The organism is Chloroflexota bacterium (assembly GCA_016875535.1).
Classification (GTDB): domain Bacteria; phylum Chloroflexota; class Dehalococcoidia; order SHYB01; family SHYB01; genus VGPF01.
This window is the reverse complement of the sequence record VGPF01000006.1, coordinates 1-24,783: the sequence shown is the minus strand read 5'-3', so window position 1 is coordinate 24,783 and position 24,783 is coordinate 1. Positions and strand designations below refer to the sequence as shown.

The following is a 24,783-nucleotide window of genomic DNA, read 5'->3' as shown; positions in this document are numbered from 1 at the left end:
TTTGTAGACACCCTCTCTTCTCGGGCTTCACTCGAGTTCGCTTCGGCAGACTCAGCGCAGGCTCTCTCCCATCCAGGGAGAGGCGGGTTAGCGTGAACATCTGTCATGTCACGCTCATGACGTTCATTCGGGGCGCGAGGCGGATCAGGACTGCGGCAACTTGGCAGGGGCACCCTTGGTCTTGCCGCCGAAGATGACCACCAGGGCGAGGATGACGATGCCGATGGTGACGCAGGAATCGGCGACGTTGAAGACGGGCCAGCGGGGAAGCTCGATGAAATCGGTGACATGGCCCATGCGGATGCGGTCGGCGAGGTTGCTCACCGCGCCGCCGAGGATGAGGCCCAGGGAAATGCGGAGGATGCCGTGGCCGGCCGCCTGGCGATAGAGGACGAGGATGACGGCGATGGCGGCGATGGAGGCGATGATGAGGAAGAGGGTCTGGTTATCGAAGAGGCCGAAGGCGCTGCCGGTGTTGTTGACGTGGGTGAAGCGCACGGGCCAGTTCTCCGGGTAGGACTCGCCGAGCGCCATGCGCTGGCGGACGATGAATTTCGTCACCTGGTCGAAGGCGATAACGAAGGCGACGATGCTCGCGATGGGCAGGGCGCGACGCCAGCCGGGGGTGAGGGAGGGTTTCGCCATAGCCTATCCAGTCTACCAGATGGCGCTGCGATTTTTGCCTGACGCCGCTTCTGTTGACGCTCCGGAGCGTGCGTTGCTACACTTCTGCCTTATGAAGGGGGTTCGCTATGACGACAACTGAAGAACGCCCGGCGACCGGCCAGCAGTTCCGCGTGGTGGGCACGCGCCCCATCCGTCACGATGGCGTGGACAAGGTGACGGGCCGCGCCAAGTACGGCGCGGACATCATCCTGCCGGGGATGCTCTACGGCAAGGTCCTGCGCAGTCCCCATCCGCACGCGCGCATCAAGGCGATAGACGCCTCCGCCGCCCTGGCGATGCCCGGCGTGAAAGCCGTGGTCACCGCCGCCGATATGCCGATCATCAAGAACAACGTTCCGGTCGACCTGGGCGAGACGCTGGCGAACTCCCGCCTTCTCTGCGAGATCAGCCTCGCGCCCAAGAAGGCGCTCTTCGTCGGCCATGCGGTAGCCGCCGTGGCCGCCGTCAGCCCGCACATCGCGGAAGAGGCGCTGGAGAAGATCAAGGTTGACTACGAAGTGCTGCCCTTTGTGCAAGATGTTTTGGAGGCGATGAAGCCCACGGCGCCGCTCCTCCATGAAAACATGACGATGCTCCTCCAGCAGAGGCGCTTCACGCGGGGAGAGGATAGCGGCCAGCGCGGCAATATCGCCTCCCGGCTGCTGATGCAGCAGGGAGACCTGGAGGCGGGATTCGAGGAGGCCGAGGTCATCCTGGAGCGGGAATATCGCACCACGGCCGTCCACCAGGGATACATCGAGCCGCACAACGGCACCGCCTACTGGGGCCCGGATGGCCGCGTGACGGTCTGGACCAGCACCCAAGGGCACTTCGGCGTTCGCGGCCAGCTGGCGGCCATGCTGGGGCTGCCTGACGCCATGATCAAGGTCATCGCGATGGAGATCGGCGGCGGCTTCGGCGGGAAGATCAGCCTCCACCTGGACGCCGTTGCCGCGCTCCTTTCGCGGAAGTCCGGCCACCCGGTGAAGATGACGATGAGCCGGAGCGAGGTCTTCCAAGCCAGCGGCCCCACGGCCGGCACAGTGATCCGTCTCAAGCTCGGCGCAAAGCGCGATGGCCGTATCACCGCCGCTGATGCCTGGCTGGCCTACGAGGCGGGCGCCTACCCCGGGTCGCCCATGGGCGCAGGCGTCTCGTGCATCTTTTCCGCCTACCGCATCCCCAACATGCGGGCGGAAGGCTATGACGTTGTGGTCAACAAGCCGAAGGTGGCCGCCTATCGCGCGCCAGGCGCTCCCCAGGCGGCCTTTGCCCTGGAGAGCGCGCTGGATGAGCTGGCGGAGCAATTGCACATTGACCCGCTGGACCTGCGCCTTAAGAACGCCATCCGCACCGGCGACCGCTTGGTGAGCGGCGTCGCGGTGCCCAAGATCGGGTGCGTGGAGGTCATCGAGGCGATGAAACGCCACCCGCAGTACACCGCGCCCCTCCCGCCGAACACGGGCCGGGGGGTCGCCATCGGCTATTGGAGCAACACCGGAGGCGCATCATCGGCCACCATTGCAGTGAACCCCAGCGGCAAGCTGGCCCTTATCACCGGTTCGCCGGACATCGGCGGGACGCGCGCCGCCACAGCCCAGCAGGTGGCGGAAGTGCTCGGCATCGCGGCGGAGGACATCACCCCGAACGTGGGCGATACCGATACGATCGGCTTCACCGGCCCCACCGGCGGCAGCCGCGTCGCCTTCGCCACAGGCATCGCCGCCATTAACGCGGCGGAGGAGATCAAGCGGCAGGTGAAGGCCCGCGCCGCGACGCTCTGGCAGACGACGCCCGACGAAATCATCTACGAGCAGGGCGTGATCTCCAGCAAGAGCAACCCGGCGAACAAGGCCACCTTCAAGGAGCTAATCCCCAAGATCCACCCCTTCGGTGGGCCCATCGTGGCCTCCGCCTCGGCCAGCCCCACAGGCGTGGGACCCTCGTACGCGGGCACCATTGCGGATGTGCGCGTGGACCCGGAGACGGGGAAGACGGACGTGGTGCGCTGCACCATCGTGCAGGATGTGGGGAAGGCCGTGCACCCCGGCTACGTGGAGGGCCAGATGCAGGGCGGGACCGTCCAGGGCATCGGCTGGGCGCTGAACGAGGAGTATGTCTATAACGCTAACGGCGCCATGGCCAACCCCACCTACTTGGACTATCGCATCCCTACGACGCTGGACCTGCCGATGATCGAGACGGTAATGGTGGAGGTCCCGAACCCGGGCCATCCCTTCGGCGTGCGCGGCGTCGGCGAGATATCCATCGTTACGCCCATGGCGGCCATCGCCAACGCCGTCCGCCGCGCCACCGGCGTGCGCATCCGGCAGCTGCCGCTGAGCCCGGCCACGATCCTCAAGGAGAGGCGCGCGGCAAAGGCCAATGGCGCGAAGTAGGGGACGACCTCTTCCCCTTCCACTTGTGCTCGTCCTCGAGCTACGGAAGGGGTTAGGGGATAGGTCGAAGCTGTCCCGCCGTTAGGCTTGTAGCGCTGGTGTTGCGCCGCTCTGTGCCGCAGTTGTCGCGCTGCCGTTGAATCTGGAAAAGCCCAAGCGCAAGGCTGGTTGTCACGCCTTGTCACTGGCTTGTCACGGTGTCTTGTAGCGCTCTGTAGCGCTGCTGTAGCGCTGCCCTGCCCCCGCAGGTTGTCGCGCCACTACACCGTCGCTCGGCTCGACCTCTGAAGGGCATCCCTGAACACCCTCTCGAAGCGCTCCGTCTCCTCCTTCTGAAGCCTTTGCCGGGAGTCCCGGTGCTGTGCCTTGTTCTTCAGGGAGGGGCGGAGCACAAGGCGCAGCCCCGACCGCTCCTGTGGAAGGTTCAGATGATGGTTCTTGATGGTTCCTGGGAGGACGCTGTGTCCCCCGTCACTCTGTTGGGGGACCACAGCGGGAGGACAGGCTGTCCCCACCATGCGTCGCAGAGACGCCCCTTTCAGGGAGCGGCGTGTAGCGCTACGCTAGAGCGAGCGCTTGAAGAAATCGCCGGTGAGCGCGGCGATCCGCCCTTCGTGGCCGAAGAAGAAGTGGTCGGCTCCGTGGATCACTTCGATCGCCAGCGGCTCGGCCATGCGCTTGCGCTTCAGCTCGTGGACCTGCTCCACAGGCACATAGGCGTCCATATCGCCCGCGATGAGGAGCTTGGGCTTGGCATAGGCGAGGGCGGCAGGCGTGTTGACGCCGGTGAGGAGCGGCGCGACGAGGGCGATGGCCTGCACCAGCGGCTCATTGGGGGCTACGGCCATGGCGACGCCGGTGCCGAAGGAGTAGCCCGCCAGGCCGATGCGCTTAGTGTCTATCTCCTTCTCCTCAACGAGGCGCTTGAGCGCCGCTGAGAGGTCCTCGCGCTCGCCCATGCCCTTGTCATGGGCCCCTTCGCTCGCGCCGGCGCCGCGAAAGTTGAAGCGCAAGGCCGCGATGCCCTGCGCAAGGACGCCATCCACGATGGCCCTGACGACGCTGCTCTCCATATCGCCGCCGTAGAGCGGGTGCGGGTGGCAGACAACGATGCCGGGCCGGGGAGGCTTCCCGGCAGGGGTGTGGAGGTAGCCCTCCAGCGTCAGCTTGCCGGAGGCGAAGGTGATGTGGCGCTGAGGCATACGGAGGTGAAGACTATGCCGCGTCAGGGCTGCGGCACTGCATCTCGAAGGTGTTGCGCATAGGCCCCAACAGCCCGATGCGGAGCCACGCCTGGTAGACCGTTTTGGAAACCGCGTCCGGGTCATGGGGCCGAAGCACGGTGACGACCTTCAGCTTCCATTCCGGGTGCTCGTGTTCCGCCTTCTGGAAGATATTGAGCCGGGTCTCCCACTCCTCCAGGTCTTTGACCATAAAGCCGTTGTGGTCGTTCAGGTCGGCGGGGAGCCGTTCGAAGCCCTTGAGGGCGGCATCCAGGTCCGGGACTTGCCGGCGAAGCCGCTCGATCGTCTCGGCAAGCTGCGCGGCGGGCTTAGCCGGGCGAAAGAAGACCATGCCCCTATAGTGATCGGCGTTGAAGCGGTAGCCCAGGAGGTCAGGCTTCTTGACCCATAGCTCCCACGGCATCACGGCGGTGATGCAGGCCTCCACCAGGTGGAGGTTCTCTGGCGGCACGGCGTAGTTATTGTGGTTCCAGAGGTCGTGCATCTGCATATGCCAGGAGGATAGCGGCACAAGGTCGGCGGGTCAATCCCAAAAAGAAAGGCCCCCCGACAGACGCCGGAGGGCCTTTCGAGGGGTCTACGGCGGTGGGGGCTATTTCTCTTCGATGGTCACCTTGGTCATCTTATCGCCTACCTGGAGCTTGCGTGCCACGTCCATGCCGCTCGTCACCTGGCCGAAGACGGTGTGCTTGCCGTCCAGGTGCGGCTGTGGGTCGTAGACGATGAAGAACTGGCTGCCGTTGGTGCCGGGGCCTGCGTTGGCCATGGAGAGGGCGCCGGAGGCGTGCTTGAGCGGGTTGGTCTTGGGGTTCACCTCATCGGCGAACTGGTAGCCGGGCCCGCCGCGCCCGGTGCCTGTGGGGTCGCCGCCCTGGGCGACGAAGCCGGGGATGACGCGATGGAAGGGGACGCCATCGTAATAGCCTTCGCGGGAGAGGAAGACGAAGTTGTTGACGGTGATCGGCGCGCTCTTGGGGAAGAGCTGGATGCGGATCTTCCCCTTCGTCGTCTCCATGTCAACGTGGTATTCCTTCTTGGCATCTATCTTCATTTCGGGCGGTTTGCTGTACTGTGCCACGTGGATAGGCTCACTTTCCTAGGGTGTATCGGTTACTGCTCTTCTATGACGATGGTCTGAATGGTGACGGGCTGCGCCGGGCGATCGCCGGGGACGGTGGCGACCAGGCCCAGGGCCTGAAGGATATCGGCGCCGCCGACGATCTGCCCAAAGATGGTGTGCAGGCCGTTGAGGTGCGGCGTGGGCACCAGGGTGATGAAGAACTGGGAGCCGCCGGTGGCCGGGCGGCCGGTGTTCGCCATGGCCAGGTAGCCCGACTTGGTGAAGGTGACGGTGGGCGTGCAGTTGGCAGGTTGGGAATTGGTCACCGTGCCGTTGGGGCAGGGGAACTCATCGGGAATGGTGTAGCCGGGGCCGCCGGTTCCCCAGGCGGCGATCTTGGCGTCGTCGGCGCTGAACGGGTCGCCGCCCTGGATCATGAAGTCCTTGATGATGCGGTGGAAGCGGACGCCATCGTAGAAGCCCTGGCGGGAGAGGAAGACGAAGTTGTTGACGGTGACGGGCGCGATCTTGGGGAGCAGCTCCAGCCGCATATCGCCCCTGTTGGTCTTGATGGTGGCGAAGTATCTCTTGTTCTGGTCTATGGTCATGCGCGGCGCGGCGGTGTAGGTGGGCTTGGGGGCCACGGTGCCGGAAGGCGGGCGTGTGGCCGTGGGCACGGCGGAGGGAGTCTGGAAGGCGCGTGTGGGCGTCGGCCTTGGGGTCGGCGTGGGTGTCAGGTCTTCGCCGTCGCAGGCGACGATGACGAGCATGGCGGCTGTGAGCAGAGCGCCGATGGTGAGGAGTTTGGGGAACAATCGCATAGTCGAAGCATCGCTCCTTACTTCAGGGAATTGGCTAAAAAGCAACGCCGCCTATGATAGCATACGAGGGAGTTCCTGAGAGGAAGATGCACTGATGAAAGCCGTTGTTCTGGAGGAGCCGGGAAGCCCGTCCGGTCTTCGCCTTCGCGATCTCCCGATGCCCGTTCCCGGCCCTGACGATGTCATCGTCAAGGTGCGGGCCTGCGGCGTCTGCTTCCATGACGTCCTGGTGACGCGGGGCACGCTGAAGCGCGGCATCAAGCCGAACGTGGTCCTGGGCCATGAGATCGCCGGCGAAGTGGCGCAGTGCGGCGCGCAGGCCCGGCGGTTCAAGCCCGGCGATCGCGTGGTCTCCATCCTCACCGAATGCTGCGGCTCCTGCGACCGCTGCCTCTCCGGGCACGAGCATCGCTGCCGCAACGGCCACGGCATCGGCCATAGCGTAGACGGCGGCTACGCGGAGTATGTGCGCATCACGGAGCGCAGCCTACGCCTTTTGCCGCAAGGCCTCTCCTTTGAGCACGGCGCTGTTGCGGCATGCCCCATCGGCGTCGCCCTCGGCGCGATCCGCGACCTGGCCCAGCCGAAGCCGGGCGAAACGGCCCTGGTGACGGGCGCAGGCGGCGGCGTAGGCGTCCATGCCGTCCAGCTGCTCAAAGCCCACGGGGCGCGTGTCTTTGCCGTGACGACGACGGAAGAGAAGGTCTCCCGCCTCCGGGAGTTTGGGGCTGACGAGGTGCTGCTTAGCCCCGATATGGAGTTCCAGTGGGAGGCCCTAGCGCTCACGGAGGAGAACGGCGTGGACGTGGTGATAGACACAGTGGGGAGCAGGGCCTTCCCGGCTGCCTTCCAAGCGCTGGCCCAGTTCGGGCGGATGGTCTTCATCGGGCAGGTGAATGCCGGGGAGATCAGCTTCAGCCCGGCGAGCCTGCTCTTCAAGGATGCCAAACTCATGGGGGCGAGCGGCTGCAACTTCAAGGACTTGGATTCGGCGCTGAAGCTTATCCAGGAGGGCAAGGTCAAGCCCGTTGTAGAGTCGTTTCCTTTAGGAGCGGCGGCGAACGTCCACCAGATGCTTTATTCGCGCAGGATGTTCGGACGTGCGGTGCTGACGCCGTAGCTTAGCGGCTAGGTGTGGGCGATGAGGCTGCGGTGGCGGCCGGCGTCTGGGGCGGCGCCGCCGTGGGCGTGCCGGGGCCGGGCGTGGGCGAAGGCTCGGGCGCAGGCGTGGGGATGCGCGGCGGCTCCCTCACCAGGCGGGAGAAGACGTCCCCCCAGGATGAGTCCACCAGGTAGATGCCGGGGTCGTTCTGGGCCGGGCCGCTAACGGGCCTGCGGCGGTACTGCGAATAGTGGCTGGTCCCGTCCGCCGTCCTATCGCCTACCCGGATCTCGATATCACCGATCTCTATCAACCCTGCCGTGATGACCACGGAAGGCGAGGCTAGGCCGTAGCGCTGGAGGTCTTCCGCCTGGGCCTCCTGGATAACGCGGCGCTTGAACTGCGGACCGCTGAGGAGCAGTGTCACGCCGCCCCAGCGATCCAAGAAGACAGGCTCGTTGGTGCCGCCATCGAAGCGCCAGGTCCCCTTATCGTTCACGAACTTCTCCGTCTTGCCCTCCGATGTGACGGAGACCCTGATGATGGCGTCGTCGTCTACCTGATAGAAGAAGTCCCGGGGCGGCGCGCCGATGGACTTGGGCACGCCTTTATCGCGCGTGCTGATGTAGACGGCGCTCACGGCGCTGACCACGGCCAGCAGGACGATGAGGATGATGGTGGTGCGGATGTTCATGAGTGGCTCTGCCTAATGATACGCCTCGGCATGGCCCTAAGGATGCGGCCCAGGCTCTACCGCCTGCGCCACCAGACGATGGCGCCTGCAGCGGCGATGACGACGGGCAGGATGAGGAGGCTGGACCAGCGGATGAAGTTCCACTTGGCCTGGGTGACGATGAGGAGGCGCGGCTCGGCGAGCTTGGGACGGACGGAGATGAGGTTGATATCGTCCGCGAGCCAGTTCACCGAGTTGAAGAGCATATCGCCATTGGCGAAGGAGGTGATGAAGCGGTTGCTTGCGAAATCCGAATCGCCGAAGACGACGATCTGTGTCCGCTTGCGCTGGCCCTCAGGAGGCAGGGCATCTGCGAAGGGCGCGAGGGCATCCACGCTGACGCCGATGGCCAGAGGGCCTTGTGGCTCGCCGGACTGGCGCTGGTTCTGCTCCGGGTCCGTCTCCAGCCAACTGAGGAGGGCCGTTGTGACGGCAAGGGGCAGGACTTGCAGCTTATTGGAATCATAGAAGACGTTCGGCGCGTTCAAGTCGGCGGCGGGCTTGGCGTCTACGGGCGATACCGAGGTGGCGCGCTGATAGACGGTCACATCGCTCAGCGTGCGTGTGATTTCGCTGACCTGGCCGTTGGGGATGGAGTAGCGCTGGTTGCCGCGGGTCACCAGGGGGGAGCGCGGGTCGTTGGCCACGGAGCTGGCCAGGTCCACGATGGTGCCGTTGCCCAGCTCCACGCCCCATGTCTTCAGGACCTGGCGGAACTTGGGAGGTGTCTCCGGGTCAAGGAGGAAGAGGGCCTTGCCGCCGTTGCGCAGATAGTCGTCCAGGGGCTTGACCTCTTCATCCAGCAAGTCGTTCTTGGGGCTTGCGATGATGAGGACTGCGGCATCCTGCGGCACCACTTGTTGACTACCCAGGTCCAGGACGCGCACCTCATAGTTATCGCCTTCGATGCCTGCGCGGGCCAGGCCGTAGCCGTTGGTATCAACAATATTCGCGATATCGCGCTCCCCGTGGCGCGTCAGGAAATAGACCACTTTCCGCTGCTTGTGGGTGACGGCCAGGATGGCGGAGGTGAAGTCTTGCTCCAAGGTGGGGTTCGGCAAGAAGCGGCTGGAGCGGCTTTCAAAGAAGAGCGTGGCGACGGGCTGGAGATTGCCCTCTGAGGCGAAGACGATGGTGCCGGGCTGGGAATCGGCGTTGATGCCGAAACGCCGAGCCTCTTCCGGCTTCAGCTCCGGGTCCTCCACACGGTAGGAGAACCTGCCCGATTGGTTGGCGTACTGCTCAAGCAGGTCCAGGGCGTTGGCGCGCACCAGAAGCTGGTTGGGGTCTGTGGGGACAAAAAAGGCGACGGCCTGCACATTGCCGTCCAGGTCGCCCAGGATCTTCTTGGTCTGCTGGGAGAGGGAGAACTGCTTGGTCTCCGTGAGATCGAACTGGGCGTTCTGCCGCGCGCCTACATAGATGACCACCGCGCCGATGGCGAGGAAGACCAAGGTCATCACCGTGGTGTTGACGCCGTAGAAGCCCTGTCGCGTGCGCGCCGCGCTACGGATGCGGTCGAAGCCGGTGGCGGCGGCAAGGAGCAGGGAGAGGAGGCCGATGGCAAAGAAGACGAGGGCCGAGGTCTTGAAATCGTCAAAGGCCAAGTAGACGAGCCCGGATACCACCAGCAGCACGACGGCGATGGTGAGGAAGAGGCCCGAGGGGCTGCCGAGGGCGCCCGTGAGCCGCCCCAGCATGGGTGCTTTCTTCTGCTTGGCCATCAGCGCCACCGCCTAGCTTCAAGGACGCGGATGGTAAGGAAGAGGAAGATGGCCGTCAGGGCGATGAAGTAGATGATGGTGTCCGTGTTGACGAGGCCTCGGGCAAAGTCCGTGAAGTGCCGGCGCGGGGAGACGAAGTTCAGGATGTCCGCCGGGAGGCCGCTGAAGAAGTCCGAGGCCTCATTGATGAACCAGAACATGAGCAGGATCACCATGCCGATGACGGCGGAGGCGATCTGGCTGCTGCTGAGGGAGGAGGCGAACATACCGACGCTGAGAAAGAGCGCGCCCAGGAGCGCCATGCCCAGATAGCCGGAGACGATAGGGCCGGGGTCCGGCTCGGCGAAGAGGCCGAGCATGATGGGATAGTAGAGGGTGAGGGCCAGGAGGATGAGGACGATGACGAGGGCGGACAGGAACTTGCCGAGGACGACTTCGAAATCGCGGACGGGTGAGGTGAGGAGCAGCTCGATGGTGCCGAGCTTGGCCTCTTCCGCCAGGAGGCGCATGGTGAGCACCGGGCCGAGGAGCAGGAGGACGAAGGCCCCGTTGATCGTATCACCCAGGATGCCGCCCACGGACTCTCCCGCGAAGAAGGAGCGCATCGTCGCCTCGCGGAAGGCGCCGCTGATGCTGTCAATGAACAGCAGCCCGGTGAAGACCAGGAAGGCCGTCATGATGACGTAGGCGATGGGAGAGGAGAAGTAGGTCCCCAACTCCTTGCGCGCGATGAGCCAGGTGTTCTTCAACTCTTTGGAGCCTCCGCTTTGGCGGTGAGTTTCAGGAAGATATCCTCAAGGCTCATGGCAGAGGACTGGAGGCCCAGGAGGCCCCAGTTCTGCTTGACCACTTCGGCAGCCAGCGTCTCCCGGAGGTTGGAGCCGGGCTCGCACTCCAGGGTGTAGACGGCGGTGTTCTGGCCCGTCTCCTGGCGTGTCATCTCGCGGACGCCGGGGACCTGGCGCAGGCGCGCCGCCACGTCCCGCTGGGGGCCGCGCACCTCCACCTTGATCTGCTCCGTGCCGCGCAGGCGGACGGAGAGGTTCTGCGGCTTGTCCACGGCGATGATGCGCCCTTCATGGATGACGACGACGCGCTCGCAGAGGACGCTGACTTCCGGCAGGATGTGGGAGCTGATCAGGATGGTGTGCTCTTTGCCGAAGCTCTTGATAAGGTCGCGGGTCTCCACCACTTGGACGGGGTCAATGCCGATGGTTGGCTCGTCAAGGACCAGCACCTCCGGGTTGTGGAGGATGGCCTGGGCGATGCCGACGCGCTGGCGGTAGCCCTTGGAGAGGCGGCCGATGGCGATATTGGCGTAGTCGTTCAGGCGCAGGCGCTCGATGACATAATCAACGCGCTCTTTGATCTGTGCCGAGCTCATCTGGCGAAGCTTGCCCATGAAGCGCAGATAGTCGCGGACGGTCATCTCGGTGTAGAGGGGGACGGTCTCCGGCAGGTAGCCGATGTTGCGGCGCGCCTCCAGGGAGTTCTTGAGCACATCGTGCCCCGCGATGCGCACGGTGCCGGCGCTGGGGGGCAGGAAGCCCGTCATGATGCGCATCGTGGTGGTCTTCCCGGCGCCGTTGGGGCCGAGGAAGCCGACGATCTCGCCCTTTTGGACGTCAAAGGAGACGTCCTCAATGGCGATGAAATCGCCGTAGTATTTCGTCAGGTGCTCGACTTCGATCAAGGCGTGTTACCGCTGCTTTTCTGTGTTTACGCTGCCTGGCGTCCGGCGGTTCCACACGATGTCCGGCGCGCCAAAAACCCGATGATTATATCCGCAACGCCCAGCCTCGGCAAGGCGATTCCGTTATGTCGGCGAGGTGCCTCAAAGGATACGCTCATCGTGGATGGAGGGATGTTTTGCCGATGGGCGTGATGGATGGCTTCGGACCCGCGCCAGGTCGCCCGGCTCAAGCAGGGGTAATCTCCCGCCCTTGACTGGCCAGGTGCCCTATGTTTGAATTGCGCCCAATCGCCGGGTTGCGGCGCTACCCCTTCCTTGAGCCACCGCAGGAGGCTTCTATGACGATGAATTTCGGCATCTTCTTTGAGCTCGAAGTCCCGGAGACGGGCTACACCGAGCGGGATATGTGGCATAACGCCCTCACCCAGATCGAGTTTGCCGAGAAGATGGGGTTCGATTCGGCCTACTCCGTGGAGCACCACTTCAACCCCGGCTATTCGCACTCCTCCTGCCCGGAGATCCTCTTCGCCGCCGCCTCCCAGCGCACCAAGACGATCCGCTTGGGCACCGGCGTCCAACTGCTGCCGATTGACCATCCGGTGCGCACCGCCGAAAAGATCGCCGCCATTGACTGCCTGACCGACGGCCGCTATGACTTCGGCGTGGGCCGCGGCGCCTACACCCCCGAGTTCTTGACCTTCGATAAGCCGCACGCCCAAGGCGCCACCAAGGACTTGAACCGAGATCTCTTCTCTGAATGCATAGACATCATCAAGACCTGCTGGACCAAGAACAACTTCACCTACGAAGGGAAGTTCTACAAGATCCCCGCGCCCATCACAGTGGTGCCGAAGCCCATCCAAAATCCCTGGCCCCGCATGTTCGCGGCCTGCGGCAGTCCCGATTCCTATGAGATGTACCCGCGCATGGGCATGCACATCATGCCTCAGACGGCGGTGACGCCCCTGGACCAGATGGCGGCCCAACTGCCCACGGCCCTGCAGTCCTGGAAGAAGGCCGGCCACGATAAGACGATGGGCCCCCTGCAAATCAACACGCTGGTCCCCGTCCACTGCGCCAAGACGACCAAGCTGGCCATTGACCAGATGAAGTCCTATGAGATGTGGTACTTCAGCAAGCTCATCGAATTCTTCACGCCGAAGACCGATACGGAGCGGGCGCGCCATGCCAACCTGCCCCAGTGGTGGACGAACCCGAACTGGGACTACGTCTACGGCGAAAAGATGGTCATCTGCGGCGACCCGAAGGACTGCATCGAGACGGTGAAGGAGTTCGAAGCGGCGGGCGTCAATCGCCTCATGTGCCAGTTCCAGGTGGGCGGTATGCCCCACACGATGGTTATGGAGGCCATGCGCCTCTGGGGCGAAGAGGTCATCCCCTTCTTCAAGTCTCGATAGCCTCAGGGCACAAAAGCCTGTGAAGATCCCCCGGACTCCGGGGTATCTTCTTTCCCCACCCTTTCAGGAGGGCCTTCCGTGGATACAGCCTATCTCTAAGCTGTTGACACGTCCCCACAGGAGGCATAGGCCCTACACCCGCGTTTGGCTCTTGTGTCGCTCATGGCTTCGCCAGCAGCAGGGGCGAGACGAGGTCCGAGCGCGCACATCATCACAGGGGGAGATTCGACTATGGCATCGTATGCGTTCATTCAGCCTGTCAAGGCCGGGAAGACAGCGGCGTGGAAGCAGCTCATCGCTGAGATGCAGGGCCCGAGGAAGAAGGAGCATAAGGAGTCCCGGAAGAAGGCTGGGCTGAAGAGAGAGCAGGTCTGGCTGCAAAGCACGCCTATGGGTGATTTTGCAGTGGTTGTCTTTGAGGCGTCCGACGCCAAGAAGGTCTTCCAGCATTTCATGACCTCAACGAATGCCTACGATAAGTGGTTCGCGGAGAACGTCCTGGTGGGCATCCACGGGATGAACCCCTCCGCTCCTCCGCCGCCGATGAACGAGCTGATCTTTGACTACAAGGGCTAGCGGACACTTCGCGAGACAGGTTCTTGAGATAAGCAAAAGGCCCCTCCATATGGAGGGGCCTTTTGCTTTGGCCTGCAGGCTGTTGCGGAATGGTCTCAACCCTTCGGCATCTTGATCTTATACAGCCTCGCCGCGTTCTCCCCTAGGAACTTCTGCTGGGCGCGCTTGCCCAGCGCCTCCGAGCCTTCCACGGCCTCCGCCGCCGCGCCGGGGAAATGCCCATCGAAGTGGGGGAAGTCGGAGGCCCAGATGATGACGTCTTCGCCGATGAGCTTGCCCACGTAGGGGAGCGCCTTCTCATCGCCGTCCAGCGCGATGAAGCACTGCCGGGCGATGATCTCCGATGGTGCCGTCTTGATCTGCTTCCGGTAGGTCTGGCCGCGCTTGAAGCGCTTGTCCATCCGGTCAACCAGCATGGCGGCCCAGCTGCCGTTGGACTCTAGGAAGGCAGAGCGCATTTTGGGGAACCTGTCCATCACGCCGCCGAACATAAGGCGGCCCATGGTGATCATGTTGTCCATGGGCATGGCCAGCATATCGCCCATCATGCTCTTGGTGCCGGGGAGCGTCGCCAGGTCGCCCAGCATGGTGTTCACGCCCTCTACGTCCGGGAAGGGGAACGGGTGATAGCCCACGGCCACGTCCAGCGCCTCGCACTCACGCCAGAAGGGGTCAAAGGTCGGATGCTCCAGCGAAAGGCCCTTGTACAGGTTGGGGCGTACCATAACGGCCTTGAAGCCGAGCTGCTTCACGGCGCGCCGCAGCTCCGTGACGGCCAGGCCGACATCCTGGAGCGGCACGATGGCCACGCCGTAGATGCGCTTGAGGTTGGCCGCCTTGCAGAAATCGGTGACCCAGTTGTTGTAGGCCTTGGCCATCTCATAGGCGAGCGTCGGGTCGTTCACGCCGCCCAGGACGCCGCCGAAGCTGGGGTAGACCACGGCCATGGTGATGCCCTCCGAGTCCATGGCCTTGATGCGCTTCTTGGGGTCGAAGGCGGCAGGCTCGCCCTCTTCCCAGTAGCGCCCTTTGAAAGAGGCGGGATCCTTCCCGGCAAAGGTCACCGCCTCCACGCCCTTCTGCACGCAGCGCCCCTCCAGCATGAAGCCGGAGCTGCCTGTGGGGAAATCGTAGATGGAGAGCGTCGCGTTGGCCCGTTCGCGGTACCGCGGCTCGATGTACCTGTCCCACAGGTCCCGCGGCTCGGCCGCATGCCCATCGCAATCGAAGATTGTGAACCCGTGCTTTGCCATGCCCCACCTCCTCTAGCGGATGCCGCATCCTAGCACGAGCGCCGCCCGGCGGTACCCGCGTCATCTACGGGCATGTATTTCTACGATGCGGCTCGTATAATCAGCCCAGCGCAAGGGCGGAGCTATGGCCCTGTGCTTGAGGAGCAGGCCATGCCGGTTGATTACAAGATCGTCTCTGCAGATGACCACCTGGATATCTGGGCCATCCCGCCCAAGATGTTTGAGGAGCGCTTGTCCTCCAAGTGGAAGGCTCGCGCCCCCAAGGTGGTCAAGACGCCCCAAGGCGACTTGTGGCAGGCCGATGGCGAGACGATGGGACAGAGCGGCTTTATCCCCAACCCGCCGCACCCCAACGCCGTCCAGCGCGCAGGGCTCCCTGAAGGCCCCATGCGGCCCTCGACGCCGCGCCTGCGACTGCAGGACATGGATGCGGACGGCATCTACGCCTCCGTCATTTACGGCCCCGTCACTGGTATAAGAATCAAGGACCCGGAGCTGACGGGCGCCTGCTGGATCGCCTATAACGACTTTGCGGCCGAGTTCAATGCCGCCAGCCCGGACCGCCTCTGTCTCCTGGCCTACCTGCCCATGCAGACGCCCGAGGCCGCCGCGGCAGAGGTGCGCCGCGTGGCGAAGCTGGGCCATAAGGGCGTCGTCGCTAGCTTCTTCCACACCCAGCGCTCCATCATTGACCCGGCGTGGGAGCCGCTGTGGCAGGCCGCGGAGGAGACGGGCATCGCCCTCAACGTCCACTTAGGCGGCGGCTGCCATTCCATCAAGGCGACGCCCGGTGAGTGGACGGTGGCGGCCTTTGCGGCGGTCTCGCCTATGCAGCTGGACGAAGTCCTGGTCTCCATCGTCTTTTCCGGCGTGCTGGAGCGCCATCCCAAGCTCAAGTTCATTCTTGGCGAATCCGGCCTGGGCTGGATCCCCTATGTCCTCAACCGCCTGGACATGGAGTTTGTGAAGTACGCCACCATTGTGAGGAACTGGGCGCTCAAGACGCCGCCGCGGCAGATCTTCAAGCGCCAGATCTACGCCACCTTCCAAGAGGACGAGGTGGGCATCAAGCTCCTGAGCGATATCGGCGCGGACAACGTGATGTGGGCCTCCGATTACCCGCACGTGGACAGCACCTTCCCCCACTCGCGCAAGGCGGTGGACGAGATGCTGCATAAGCTGGACCCCGTGACGGTGCGCAAGCTCACCCGGGAGACGGCCGCAAAGGTCTACGGCCTGGGGCAGAAGTAGACCCTTCTCCGCAGCTTTCGTCGTGCGGGCCCGTGCTACAATGCCGCCCAAGCAGGGAGGTCTCTATGGGCCAACTGGTCATCCTGGACCCCACGGGCGTCATGCCCGAAGTGAAGGGCATCAAGCTCAACAAGCTCGAGAGCCTCCACGGGAAAAAGGTCGGCTTCCGCGTTGACTGGAAGAACTTCGATATCTGGTGCGAGGAAGTAGACAAGCACATCCGGAGCGATTTTGAAGTGCGCGATGTGAGGCATTACCACCCCACCAGCCGCACCACCGCCACTAACCTGGAGGATACGCGGAAGCTCAAGGAGTTCGCCTCGGAGGTGGATGCCGTCATCGTCGGCCTGGCTGCCTGAGGCTCCTGCACCGCGTGGAGTGTCCACGACACGATTACCGTCGCCGATCAAGGCAAGCCCACCGTCCTCATCGTCACCAGCGAATTCGTGAAGCTGGCGCAGAGCCTCCTGCGCGCCCGCAACCGGCCCAACATCCCCATGGTGGTCCTGCCGCACCCCTTTGAGCCGCTGCCGAAAGAGGAGATTTTGAAACTCGCCAGGGAGAAGTTCAACGAAGTGGCCGGGGCGCTGACCGAAAAGAAAGCGTAGCGACGAGCTACCGAACGCACCATGCCGGACGCCAACATCACCGCCAAGACGCACACGCTGCAGAACGACGACATTGACGCCTTCTATGACTACGCCTCCGACCAGGGCTGGATAGACGGCCTGCCCGTCATCCCGCCGACGCGCGAGCGGGTGGAGCGCATGATCGCCGCATCCAAGCGCGGCGCTCAGGACGTCGTCGCGCCCATCCCGCCAAACAACGCCCCTGCCACCATCGAGAAGATCGCCATCAACGCCGTCATGGCAGGGGCCAGGCCGGAGTACATGCCCACCATCGTCACGGCTATCGAGGCCTGCTCCGACCCCAAGTTCAACCTCTACGCAGTGAACACCACCACCAGCAGCGTCGCGCCGATGCTTATCCTGAACGGCCCCGTGCGCAACCAGTTGGCCGTCAACTGCGGCTATTCGCTCTTCGGCGGGGGGAACTTCCGCGCCAACGCCACCATCGGGCGGGCGGTGCGCCTGGTGATGCGCAATATCGGCGGCTCCATCGAAGGGATCGTCAGCAAGTCCACCATGGGCCAGCCGGGGCGTATCACCGCCTGCATCGGCGAATGGGAGGAGAAGAGCCCCTGGCCGCCCTTCCATGTGCAGCGCGGCTTCAAGCTGGAGCAAAGCTGCGTCACCGTTTACGGCTCCCAAGGGCCGACGAACATCCAAGACGTGAACTGCAAATCGGCCAAGGACCTGCTGAAAGTCCTGGGCCACTCCCTCTGCATCCCGGCCAGTAACAAGGTCCTGGGCTATCCGGGCTCAGGGGAGATCATCCTGGTCCTCTGCCCGGACTTCGCCTGGATCGTTTCCCGGGACGGCTGGTCCGTCCAGGATGCCAAGGAGTACCTGCTGGAAGTGACGTCGCACATCCCGCTGAGCTATTTCCCGCCGGTCCTCTTTCCATGGATGGAGGAGCGCAAGCGCATGGTCAATGGCGAGGTGCCGCTGGCGGCGCGTCCTGACCAGTTCATCATCCTGGTGGGCGGCGGCCTGGGCGGCCTGCACGCCATGGCCTGCTTCCCCTTTGCGGAGGGCAACGCCGTCACCCGGGCGATACCGGGCTAAGTATGGCCGGCTACTCCAAGCGCCCGCTTGTGGATAAGCTCGGCATCAAGCCGGGGCACAGCTTGTGCATCCTCAATGCGCCGGAGGGCTACGAAAGGACGCTTGGCCCTCTGCCGCCGGGGGTGAAACGTTCCGCCAAGCTGGCCCCCAACATGGACTTCATCCATTTCTTTACCAAGTCCAAGGCTGACTTGGAGAAGGCCCTGCCGGGGATGCGCGCCTCCTTGGTGGCCAACGGCATGATCTGGGTCTCCTGGCCAAAGGGCGCATCTAAGGTGCCGACGGACCTCAATGAGAACATCGTCCGGGAGTTGGCGCTCAAGATTAGGCTGGTTGACGTAAAGGTGGCCGCCGTGGACGACGTTTGGTCGGGCCTAAAGCTGGTGAACCGGCTCAAGGATAGGTAGAGGGCGTCAGCCTATCGCTTGGGCGGCGCTACCACTTCAGCCACTGCATCGCCGCTTTGAACTCGGGCGTCCCCGCCGTGCCGAGCCACTCGTAGGCCGCCATCTCCGTGGTGGTGATGATGGCCCCGGCGTGGCGCATCTTCTCGATGGCGGCGGCATAGTCCTCCCGCCGCCGGGAGGTGACGGCGTCCTGCACCACGTGGACCTTATAGCCCAGGTTCAGCGCCTCCAGCGTGGTCTGCTGGACGCAGACGTGCCCCTCCATCCCGGTGATGACGAGGGTATCGCGCCCGGTATCGTAGACGCGCTTCACAAAGCCATCGGCGGCGCAGCAGCTAAAGGCCATCTTGGGCAGCGGCGCGTAGGCTCCCACGTCCTGCAGGGACTTCTTGATCTCGGGGACCGTAGGGCCCAGCTTCTCCGGGTTCTGCTCCGTGACGATGGTGGGCAGCCCGGCGGCCTTGGCGACGTGGATGAGGGTGGTGGTGTTCTTCACCAGCGCCGCGCGGTCGGCCATGGCCTTGGCGAAGGGTTCCTGGATGTCCACGACGACGAGGATGGACGATTGCGCCGATGAGAGGTGCGGGTGCGGCATGGCGTTACCTTTTTCTGTGATTTTTCATCTGTTCCGCCATCAGCTCCGCGATGTGCAGAACGCGCGTCTTCTTCCCTGCCGCCTCCAGCCCGCCGCGCAGCTGCATGATGCAGCCGGGGTTGTCCGTCACCACCGTCTCCGCGCCCGTCTCGCCGATGTGGTCCAGCTTATGCTTCAAGATGCGCTTTGAGATATCGGGATAGTCTATAGAGAAGGTCCCGCCGAAGCCGCAGCACTGGCTGGACTCTTCCATCTCCTTGAGCTCCGCGCCCACGACGCCCTGGATGATGCGCCGCTGCTCTTTGCCCAGCTTGAGGCAGTTGGTGGACTGGCACGAGTCATGGTAGGTCACCGTGCCGCTTTCACCCTTGGCCAGCGCGCCGGGGCTCACCTTTGCCACGCCGTCCACGAACGAGGTGAAGTCCTTGATGCGCCCGGCCAGCCGCTTGGCGCGCTCCGCCCACTCGGGCTCATCGCGCAGGAGGTGCGGGTAGTCCTGCGTCATGGCCACCACGCAGCTTGCCGAGGTGCAGACGATGTGCTGTGCCGTCTCTTGCTCCAGCATCGCGATGGTCTCTTTGGCCAGGCGCTTGGCCGTTGCGCGATCGCCGGAGTTCATATGCGCCAGGCCGCAGCACTGGGCCTTGCGCGGGATCGAGACCTCGGCCCCTAGGCCGTTGAGGGCTTCGACGGCGGAATCGCCCATCGCGGGGAAGAGGTTGTCCGTGATGCAGCCGGGGAAATAGAGGACGCTCTGCCCCGCCGCCTGGGATCGCACGAGAGACGTCGCCTTGGACTTCGCGCCCAAGCCGCGCCTCTCCAGGAAGGTCTTATCGGGCAGCTTGGGCAGGTAGCGCCAGCCGGTGACGCCGGGGATGCTGACCAGCCCTTCGCCTTTGGAGAAGGCCCTTTGCGCCACCTTCGCTAGGCCGAGCCACTTGCCTTCCCTTTGGTAAGTGAGGAAGTTGAGGGCGTTGCCCTTCAGCATGCCGATGCTTTCGCCATCGAACATCTCCTGGCGCAGATCCAGAATCATGCGCGGCAGCTCGATGTTGGCCGGGCAGGCCGTCTGGCAGGCGTTGCAGCCTAGGCAGAGGGTCTGCGGCCCTTGGGCATTTTCGTAGCCGTGGTGGAAGGCCGTGAGGATAAGGCCGATGGGCCCGGGATACTTATAGCCGAAGGCGTGCCCGCCGACGGCCTGGAAGGGCGGGCAGGCGTTGAGGCATGCGCCGCAGCGGATGCAGTCCAGGGCGTCACGGTACTCGGGGCGGTTGCGCATGGTGGTGCGGCCGTTGTCCAGGAGGACGATGTGGACTTCCTTGGGGCCGTGGACGCCTGTGGTGAGCGAAAGCTCGATATCCGCCGTGCGGCTGGGGCCGGTGATGTAGGAGATGTAGGTGGTGAGCCGCTGGCCGGTGCCGCTCTTGGAGAGGACCTTCAGTGCCGCCAGGGCATCTTCCATGGTGGCGACGATCTTTTCTATGCCCAGGATGGCGACGTGGACCGGCGGCAGGGTGGAGACCAGGCGCCCGTTGCCTTCGTTGCTGACGATGACCAGGCTCCCCGTCTCCGCGATGGCGACGTTCGCGCCGGTGATGCCCATATCGGCCTCTATGAAGGACTGCCGCAGCATCTTGCGCGCCACGGCCACCATCTTGGGGATGTCCGGCGGTATCTTTTTGCCGGTGACCTTGCTGAAGAGCTCCGCCACCTCTTCCCGGGTCTTGTGCATGGCCGGTGTGATGAGGTGGGAAGGCTTCTCCCCCGCCAGCTGGACGATCCATTCGCCCAGGTCCGTCTCCACCACCTTCACGTGACGCTCTTCCAGGTACTCGTTCAGGGATATCTCTTCCGTCGCCAGGGACTTGCTCTTGACGGCCAGCTTCACGTTTTGCCGCTTCACCAGGTCGCCGACGATGCGTTGAGCGTCCTCGATGCTCTGCGCCAGGTAAACGGTGGCGCCCGCCTTGGCGGCGTTCTCCGTGAACTGCGCCAGCAGTTCCGGCAGGTGCTCGATGGCGGCGCGCTTGCGCCGCTGGAGGTCGTCGCGCAGGGCGGCGAAGTCGTCCTGCGCGAAGGCGGCGGCGCGGGACTTGCGCCGCATGGGCATCGCCCTATTCAGGGCGAGCTCCAGGGTGGGCGAGGCGAGGGCCTTGGCGAGCCGCCGCTTGAACTGTGCCTGCGCGTTGGACATAGGAAGAGATTATAGTGATTCCCGTAGGCGTTGGTCTAAGGCCGGCCTGGGAACCCTGTGTAGAGTCAAACTAGGAAAGTGGGTCTAACTGATTCTGTCCACCCGCAAGAAGACCTGGTTGCCGCCATCCCACGTCGTGATGAGCAAATCGCTCTTAAGCGCCGTGTGTGGCCTATTGCCGCCGGAAGCGACGATGGTGCGCTGGCTCGCCACCTGGCCGTCAGGCGCGACGATAATCTGCACGATGCCTCCGGAATCGTCTCCCCCCGTTGGCGGTGTATGCACGCCTCGCGGGTTCACGTTCTCCCTCACCCGCAGGTTCACCACCATGTAGCCACTCTCCAAGAGTACGCCGCTGGCCATGCCATAGTTCGTCCTGTCCTGGGAGATGAGCGTTGAATTGCCTGTGAGACGCCAGGATGAATCGTAGGAAAGGAGGCGGATGCGGCTCGTCGCCATAGGGGTGAGGCTCTCGGTGGCAAGGACGTGAAATCCTACCTGTATTGGGATGGCGCTCGACCCATTGCCGTGCATCGCGCTGCCGCCGCCAATCTGCACCGTCCCTCTGGGCGTTCCTTGTGTATCGAAGCGGTAGACGAGGTGGCCCACCCCTGGGAGGAAGACTGCGACTGCGACGCCATCCGGCTCTGCGACGAGGAAGTGGTCGTTCGTGGGCTGTTGTGAGCCGCGCACCACAGTAAAGAGCGCGACGCGATTGAAGTCACGGTCCAACTTCAGGAGATAGGCGTCCCGGGCGTTGTTGGCAGAGAAGGATATCCAGTGGAAGCCGTTGGCGTAGACGTGCCAGTGGTCGGCTATCGCTCCGCCGCCCGCATCGCTTGTGCTGGCGACCAGCCTCCAGGAGACTGGCGATGTTGGGCTGCTGAGATTCAGACGGCCCATCTGGATAGTGCCACTCTTCTCTGAGGAGAGGGCCAGGTTTGCCGACCCATCGTCGACAGCATGGAGCCACAGGGGCGCGCCCGTGATAACGGTGTTGCCAGTGACTTGCGTAAGTATTGGGGCTGGTCTGGGCGTTGGTGTAGGGGCAGGTGCACGAGTGGGGGTAGGTACAGGGGTCGGCGTGGCCGTGGATGGTGCAAGGGTTCGCGGTGGTGTTGGCGCGCCTGGGTTACTTTCACAAGCGATGCCATTGCGGTCCTGGTCGAGGCGGTATGGGTCTTTTTCGGGCCCGCCCGCTGCGATAAAGAAGCTTTGTGCCTCCGCCCATGTCTTGAAATCTGAGCAGTTGCGATCCGGCTCTTTGGTGTCTATACGAGGTAAAGCCGTTGGTAATCGGTTTGGCCCAGCTACAGGTATCGGCGAAGGAGCGGCTGTTGGCGTAGGCGCTGCCGTCGGCACCGGCGCTGGCGTTGAAGTTGGGTTAAGCCTGGGGGTGGGAAAAGGGGTCGCAGTTGCTGGGAGCGGTACGCGCACCGCATCTTTGCTCACCTTCCCGGGTTTCACGGGCAATTGATAGACAAAATCAATCATCGCCTCCACTGGCGGCGAGAGTGGCGAGCGGTCGTTGTGGCTGAGCGCGGCCAGAAGGCGACGCTGTCCGGGGGAGAGGTCCGTTACCTTCAGAGAGGTCTTAGCCGTTCGCGCTACCGCCGTGCCGTCAATGAGGAGGCTGAGGTGCCCTGAGCCTGCCTTGTTTACGCCGCCGATCGCCTTCGCGTCCAGTTTGAAGTTCGAGACCTTCACCTTTATCTCGACTTCCGCGCCGCTTAACGTCTGCCCGCTTTTCGGCGCAGCGATGCTGATGGAGGGCTGCTTTGCCTGGGCAAACGCAAGGTTCAAAGGTGTGTTGATTGCCGATGCCACGAGGAGTATCAGCAAAATAACAAGAGGCCGGCGCATTGAATCGTCTCCACTCCCTATAACCCAGGACAGTAACCTCCCCCAGGTGGAAACGCCACGCTACACGTTATGGGAAAGTTCGTCAAGAGGAATGGTTGCGTTGCTGCTCCCATGTGGCTGTGTAATACAAACCGTATTTGACTGCAAAGGTCTACTTGCAAACGGTTTCAAATTGTGCGATAACTGGGCCACCTGCGCGGCATGCGCCTAGAGGGAGTCTTAGGAGTGTCTTACGACCTTGTTGTCAAGAACGGCACCGTTGTGGACGGGACTGGGCTTCCTCGTTACAAAGCGGATGTGGGCGTCAAGGGCGGCAAGATCGTCGCCAAGGGCAATTTGAAGGCCAACGGCGCCACGGTGATAGACGCCGCAGGCAAGATGGTGGCCCCCGGGTTCGTGGATATCCACACCCACTATGACGGGCAGATCCTCTGGGACCCTCTGCTGACCTGCTCACCCTGGCACGGCGTCACCACCGTGGTCATGGGCAACTGCGGCTTCACTCTCGCGCCGTGCAAGCCCCAGGACCGCGATTACATCACGGAGATGTTCGCCAAAGTCGAGGGTATAGATATGAAGGCCCTCAAGCTGGGGCTGGACTGGAAGTGGCAGTCCTACCCGGAGTACCTCAAGCGCATCCAGCAGGAGCGCATCGCCATCAACGTCGCCACCATGATCGGCCACTCGGCCCTGCGGCGCTACGTCATCGGCCCGGAGGCCAGCGATCGCCCCTCCAAGCCGGACGAGGTCAAAAAGATGAAGGCCCTGGTGCAGGAGGCCCTGAACGCCGGCGCCTTCGGCTTCACCACGTCCCTTTCACCCACGCACTACGGCTTCGATGGCAAGCCTGTGCCCAGCCGCCTCTCTACCCATGACGAAGTCTTGGAGCTGGTTGAGCCCATGGCCGATCACCATGTGGGCAGCGTGGAAATCATCACGGAGACGGCCGTGATGGGCGCCGACCGCTTCAGCGACGCCGATAAGCAGCTCATGACGGAGATCGCCCTGCGCACGGGCCGTCCGGTCAACTGGAACGAGCTCTCCCACAACTGGGACCACCCCATGAAGTGGAAGCTCCAGATGGCCTATATGGAAGAGGCCTCCCGCCAAGGGGCGCAGGTCTTCGCCGTGGCGCGCTGCCAGCGGCTGGACAGCGTCTTCAACCTGCGCAGCAGCAACATCGCCTTCGAGCGGTGGGCCACCTGGAAAGAGACCTTCAACCTGCCGCCGGCCCAGATCGCGGCCAGGCTCAAGGACCCCAAGGCGCGCGCGGCGCTGAAAGCGGAGGCGAGCGAGCCGATCAAGCTCGGCGGGCGCATGCGCACCATGGGCGAGCTGGAGCTGGTGCGGAGCACCACGGGCAAGCACAAGCAGTACCAGGGCCTGACCCTTGGCGAAGTCTCGAAGCGGCTCGGCAAGGACGTTTTGGACGCCATGTTCGATATCGCCCTGGAGGAGAACCTGGAGACGGAGTTCGCCGTCACGGGCCTGCGCAACGGCGATATGGAGGCGGTGGCCGAGATCCTGCGCAGTCCCTACTCTATCGCGGGCATCTCAGACGCCGGGGCCCACACCAACCGCCTCAGCGGCTCCAACTACTCCACCTTCCTCCTGAGCCACTGGGTGCGCAAGCATCACCTCATCACTCTGGAGGAGGCGGTCCGCCGCCTCAGCTTTGTCCCCGCCTCCATCTACGGCATGTGGGACCGGGGCCTCATCCGCGAGGGCCTGAACGCCGATATCGTCATCTTTGACGCGGAGAAGGTCGCGCCTCTGCCCACCGAGCGCTTCAACGACTTCCCAGGCGGAGAGACGCGCCTGGGCAACCGCGCCGAAGGCGTGGACTACCTGATCGTGAACGGCCAGGTGGCCTTCAAGAACGGCGACCACACGGGCGCCTTCCCCGGCAAGGTGGCCAAGAGCACCGATTACAAGTTCACCGCGTAACGCGGGTCGAGCCTCGCGCTAGAAAATAAAGGAGTATTGATGTACAAGTCCACGACGGGTCACCCTTACAAGATCATCTCGGGCGATTCCCACACCATCGAGCCGCCCGACCTCTGGAGCAAGTGGCTGGAGAAGAAGTACCAGGACCG

The 24,783-nt window shown here is 63.7% G+C and carries 22 protein-coding genes; 9 read left to right on the top strand and 13 right to left on the bottom strand.

What is annotated here, in order from left to right; genetic code table 11:
• Positions 1 to 144 precede the first annotated feature (144 nt).
• Complete coding sequence (gene lspA / locus FJ039_03295; GenBank protein ID MBM4405194.1) at positions 145 to 645, bottom strand: signal peptidase II; 501 nt, start codon at positions 643 to 645, stop codon at positions 145 to 147.
• A gap of 107 nt (positions 646 to 752) precedes the next feature.
• On the opposite strand from lspA, the gene FJ039_03290 reads away from it, so the two are divergent.
• Complete coding sequence (locus tag FJ039_03290) at positions 753 to 3,065, top strand: xanthine dehydrogenase family protein molybdopterin-binding subunit (GenBank protein MBM4405193.1); 2,313 nt, start codon at positions 753 to 755, stop codon at positions 3,063 to 3,065.
• Between the two features lie 563 nt (positions 3,066 to 3,628).
• Here the strand turns inward: FJ039_03290 and FJ039_03285 are convergent.
• From FJ039_03285 to FJ039_03270, 4 genes are all read right to left on the bottom strand, one after another.
• The gene (locus FJ039_03285) at positions 3,629 to 4,393 is read right to left on the bottom strand and encodes an alpha/beta hydrolase (protein ID MBM4405192.1); all 765 of its coding nucleotides are present in this window, start codon (positions 4,391 to 4,393) and stop codon (positions 3,629 to 3,631) included.
• Positions 4,281 to 4,793: a hypothetical protein gene (locus FJ039_03280; GenBank protein ID MBM4405191.1), complete on the bottom strand. Its 513-nt coding sequence runs from the start codon at positions 4,791 to 4,793 to the stop codon at positions 4,281 to 4,283. The genes FJ039_03285 and FJ039_03280 overlap by 113 nt, the downstream gene beginning before the upstream one ends.
• 108 nt (positions 4,794 to 4,901) lie before the next feature.
• Positions 4,902 to 5,360, bottom strand: a complete 459-nt coding sequence (locus tag FJ039_03275) for a peptidylprolyl isomerase (protein MBM4405190.1) — start codon at positions 5,358 to 5,360, stop codon at positions 4,902 to 4,904.
• A gap of 59 nt (positions 5,361 to 5,419) precedes the next feature.
• Positions 5,420 to 5,977, bottom strand: a complete 558-nt coding sequence (locus tag FJ039_03270; protein ID MBM4405189.1) for a peptidylprolyl isomerase — start codon at positions 5,975 to 5,977, stop codon at positions 5,420 to 5,422.
• A 307-nt stretch (positions 5,978 to 6,284) separates the two neighbouring features.
• On the opposite strand from FJ039_03270, the gene FJ039_03265 reads away from it, so the two are divergent.
• Positions 6,285 to 7,310: a zinc-binding dehydrogenase gene (locus tag FJ039_03265; GenBank protein ID MBM4405188.1), complete on the top strand. Its 1,026-nt coding sequence runs from the start codon at positions 6,285 to 6,287 to the stop codon at positions 7,308 to 7,310.
• A 1-nt stretch (position 7,311) separates the two neighbouring features.
• Here the strand turns inward: FJ039_03265 and FJ039_03260 are convergent, their stop codons facing one another.
• Genes FJ039_03260 through FJ039_03245 form a run of 4 tightly spaced genes read right to left on the bottom strand, consistent with a single transcriptional unit; the run spans position 7,312 to position 11,442 of the window.
• Positions 7,312 to 7,986, bottom strand: a complete 675-nt coding sequence (locus FJ039_03260; protein ID MBM4405187.1) for a hypothetical protein — start codon at positions 7,984 to 7,986, stop codon at positions 7,312 to 7,314.
• 56 nt (positions 7,987 to 8,042) lie between these two features.
• The gene (locus FJ039_03255) at positions 8,043 to 9,749 is read right to left on the bottom strand and encodes a hypothetical protein (protein ID MBM4405186.1); all 1,707 of its coding nucleotides are present in this window, start codon (positions 9,747 to 9,749) and stop codon (positions 8,043 to 8,045) included.
• The gene (locus tag FJ039_03250) at positions 9,749 to 10,498 is read right to left on the bottom strand and encodes a hypothetical protein (protein ID MBM4405185.1); all 750 of its coding nucleotides are present in this window, start codon (positions 10,496 to 10,498) and stop codon (positions 9,749 to 9,751) included. Before FJ039_03250 ends, FJ039_03255 begins: the two co-directional genes overlap by 1 nt.
• On the bottom strand, positions 10,495 to 11,442 hold the full coding sequence (locus FJ039_03245) for an ABC transporter ATP-binding protein (GenBank protein ID MBM4405184.1): 948 nt from the start codon (positions 11,440 to 11,442) through the stop codon (positions 10,495 to 10,497). Before FJ039_03245 ends, FJ039_03250 begins: the two co-directional genes overlap by 4 nt.
• Positions 11,443 to 11,711: 269 nt before the next feature.
• Here FJ039_03245 and FJ039_03240 point away from each other — a divergent pair, with 269 nt between their 5' ends.
• Both FJ039_03240 and FJ039_03235 read left to right on the top strand, forming a co-directional pair.
• On the top strand, positions 11,712 to 12,860 hold the full coding sequence (locus tag FJ039_03240) for an LLM class flavin-dependent oxidoreductase (GenBank protein ID MBM4405183.1): 1,149 nt from the start codon (positions 11,712 to 11,714) through the stop codon (positions 12,858 to 12,860).
• Positions 12,861 to 13,091: 231 nt separating this feature from the next.
• A complete protein-coding gene (locus FJ039_03235; protein MBM4405182.1) occupies positions 13,092 to 13,436 on the top strand; it encodes a hypothetical protein in 345 nt (114 codons plus the stop codon).
• Between the two features lie 95 nt (positions 13,437 to 13,531).
• On the opposite strand, the gene FJ039_03230 is transcribed toward FJ039_03235, so the two are convergent.
• On the bottom strand, positions 13,532 to 14,689 hold the full coding sequence (locus FJ039_03230; GenBank protein ID MBM4405181.1) for an amidohydrolase: 1,158 nt from the start codon (positions 14,687 to 14,689) through the stop codon (positions 13,532 to 13,534).
• Between the two features lie 72 nt (positions 14,690 to 14,761).
• Here FJ039_03230 and FJ039_03225 point away from each other — a divergent pair, with 72 nt between their 5' ends.
• The 4 genes from FJ039_03225 to FJ039_03210 all read left to right on the top strand — a co-directional run bounded on the left by FJ039_03225 (position 14,762) and on the right by FJ039_03210 (position 18,035).
• Complete coding sequence (locus FJ039_03225; GenBank protein MBM4405180.1) at positions 14,762 to 15,940, top strand: amidohydrolase; 1,179 nt, start codon at positions 14,762 to 14,764, stop codon at positions 15,938 to 15,940.
• Positions 15,941 to 16,005: 65 nt separating this feature from the next.
• Positions 16,006 to 16,299 (top strand): hypothetical protein, encoded by a 294-nt coding sequence (locus FJ039_03220; protein MBM4405179.1) that lies wholly within the window; start codon positions 16,006 to 16,008, stop codon positions 16,297 to 16,299.
• A gap of 270 nt (positions 16,300 to 16,569) precedes the next feature.
• Complete coding sequence (locus tag FJ039_03215) at positions 16,570 to 17,628, top strand: hypothetical protein (protein ID MBM4405178.1); 1,059 nt, start codon at positions 16,570 to 16,572, stop codon at positions 17,626 to 17,628.
• 2 nt (positions 17,629 to 17,630) lie between these two features.
• A complete protein-coding gene (locus FJ039_03210; GenBank protein MBM4405177.1) occupies positions 17,631 to 18,035 on the top strand; it encodes a DUF3052 family protein in 405 nt (134 codons plus the stop codon).
• 28 nt (positions 18,036 to 18,063) lie between these two features.
• Here the strand turns inward: FJ039_03210 and FJ039_03205 are convergent, their stop codons facing one another.
• The 3 genes from FJ039_03205 to FJ039_03195 all read right to left on the bottom strand — a co-directional run bounded on the left by FJ039_03205 (position 18,064) and on the right by FJ039_03195 (position 22,687).
• Positions 18,064 to 18,630, bottom strand: a complete 567-nt coding sequence (locus tag FJ039_03205) for a hydrolase (GenBank protein ID MBM4405176.1) — start codon at positions 18,628 to 18,630, stop codon at positions 18,064 to 18,066.
• A 4-nt stretch (positions 18,631 to 18,634) separates the two neighbouring features.
• Positions 18,635 to 20,824 (bottom strand): 4Fe-4S dicluster domain-containing protein, encoded by a 2,190-nt coding sequence (locus FJ039_03200; protein MBM4405175.1) that lies wholly within the window; start codon positions 20,822 to 20,824, stop codon positions 18,635 to 18,637.
• 84 nt (positions 20,825 to 20,908) lie between these two features.
• A complete protein-coding gene (locus tag FJ039_03195) occupies positions 20,909 to 22,687 on the bottom strand; it encodes an excalibur calcium-binding domain-containing protein (protein ID MBM4405174.1) in 1,779 nt (592 codons plus the stop codon).
• Positions 22,688 to 22,888: 201 nt separating this feature from the next.
• Here FJ039_03195 and FJ039_03190 point away from each other — a divergent pair, with 201 nt between their 5' ends.
• Complete coding sequence (locus FJ039_03190) at positions 22,889 to 24,634, top strand: D-aminoacylase (protein MBM4405173.1); 1,746 nt, start codon at positions 22,889 to 22,891, stop codon at positions 24,632 to 24,634.
• Positions 24,635 to 24,783: the final 149 nt, after the last annotated feature.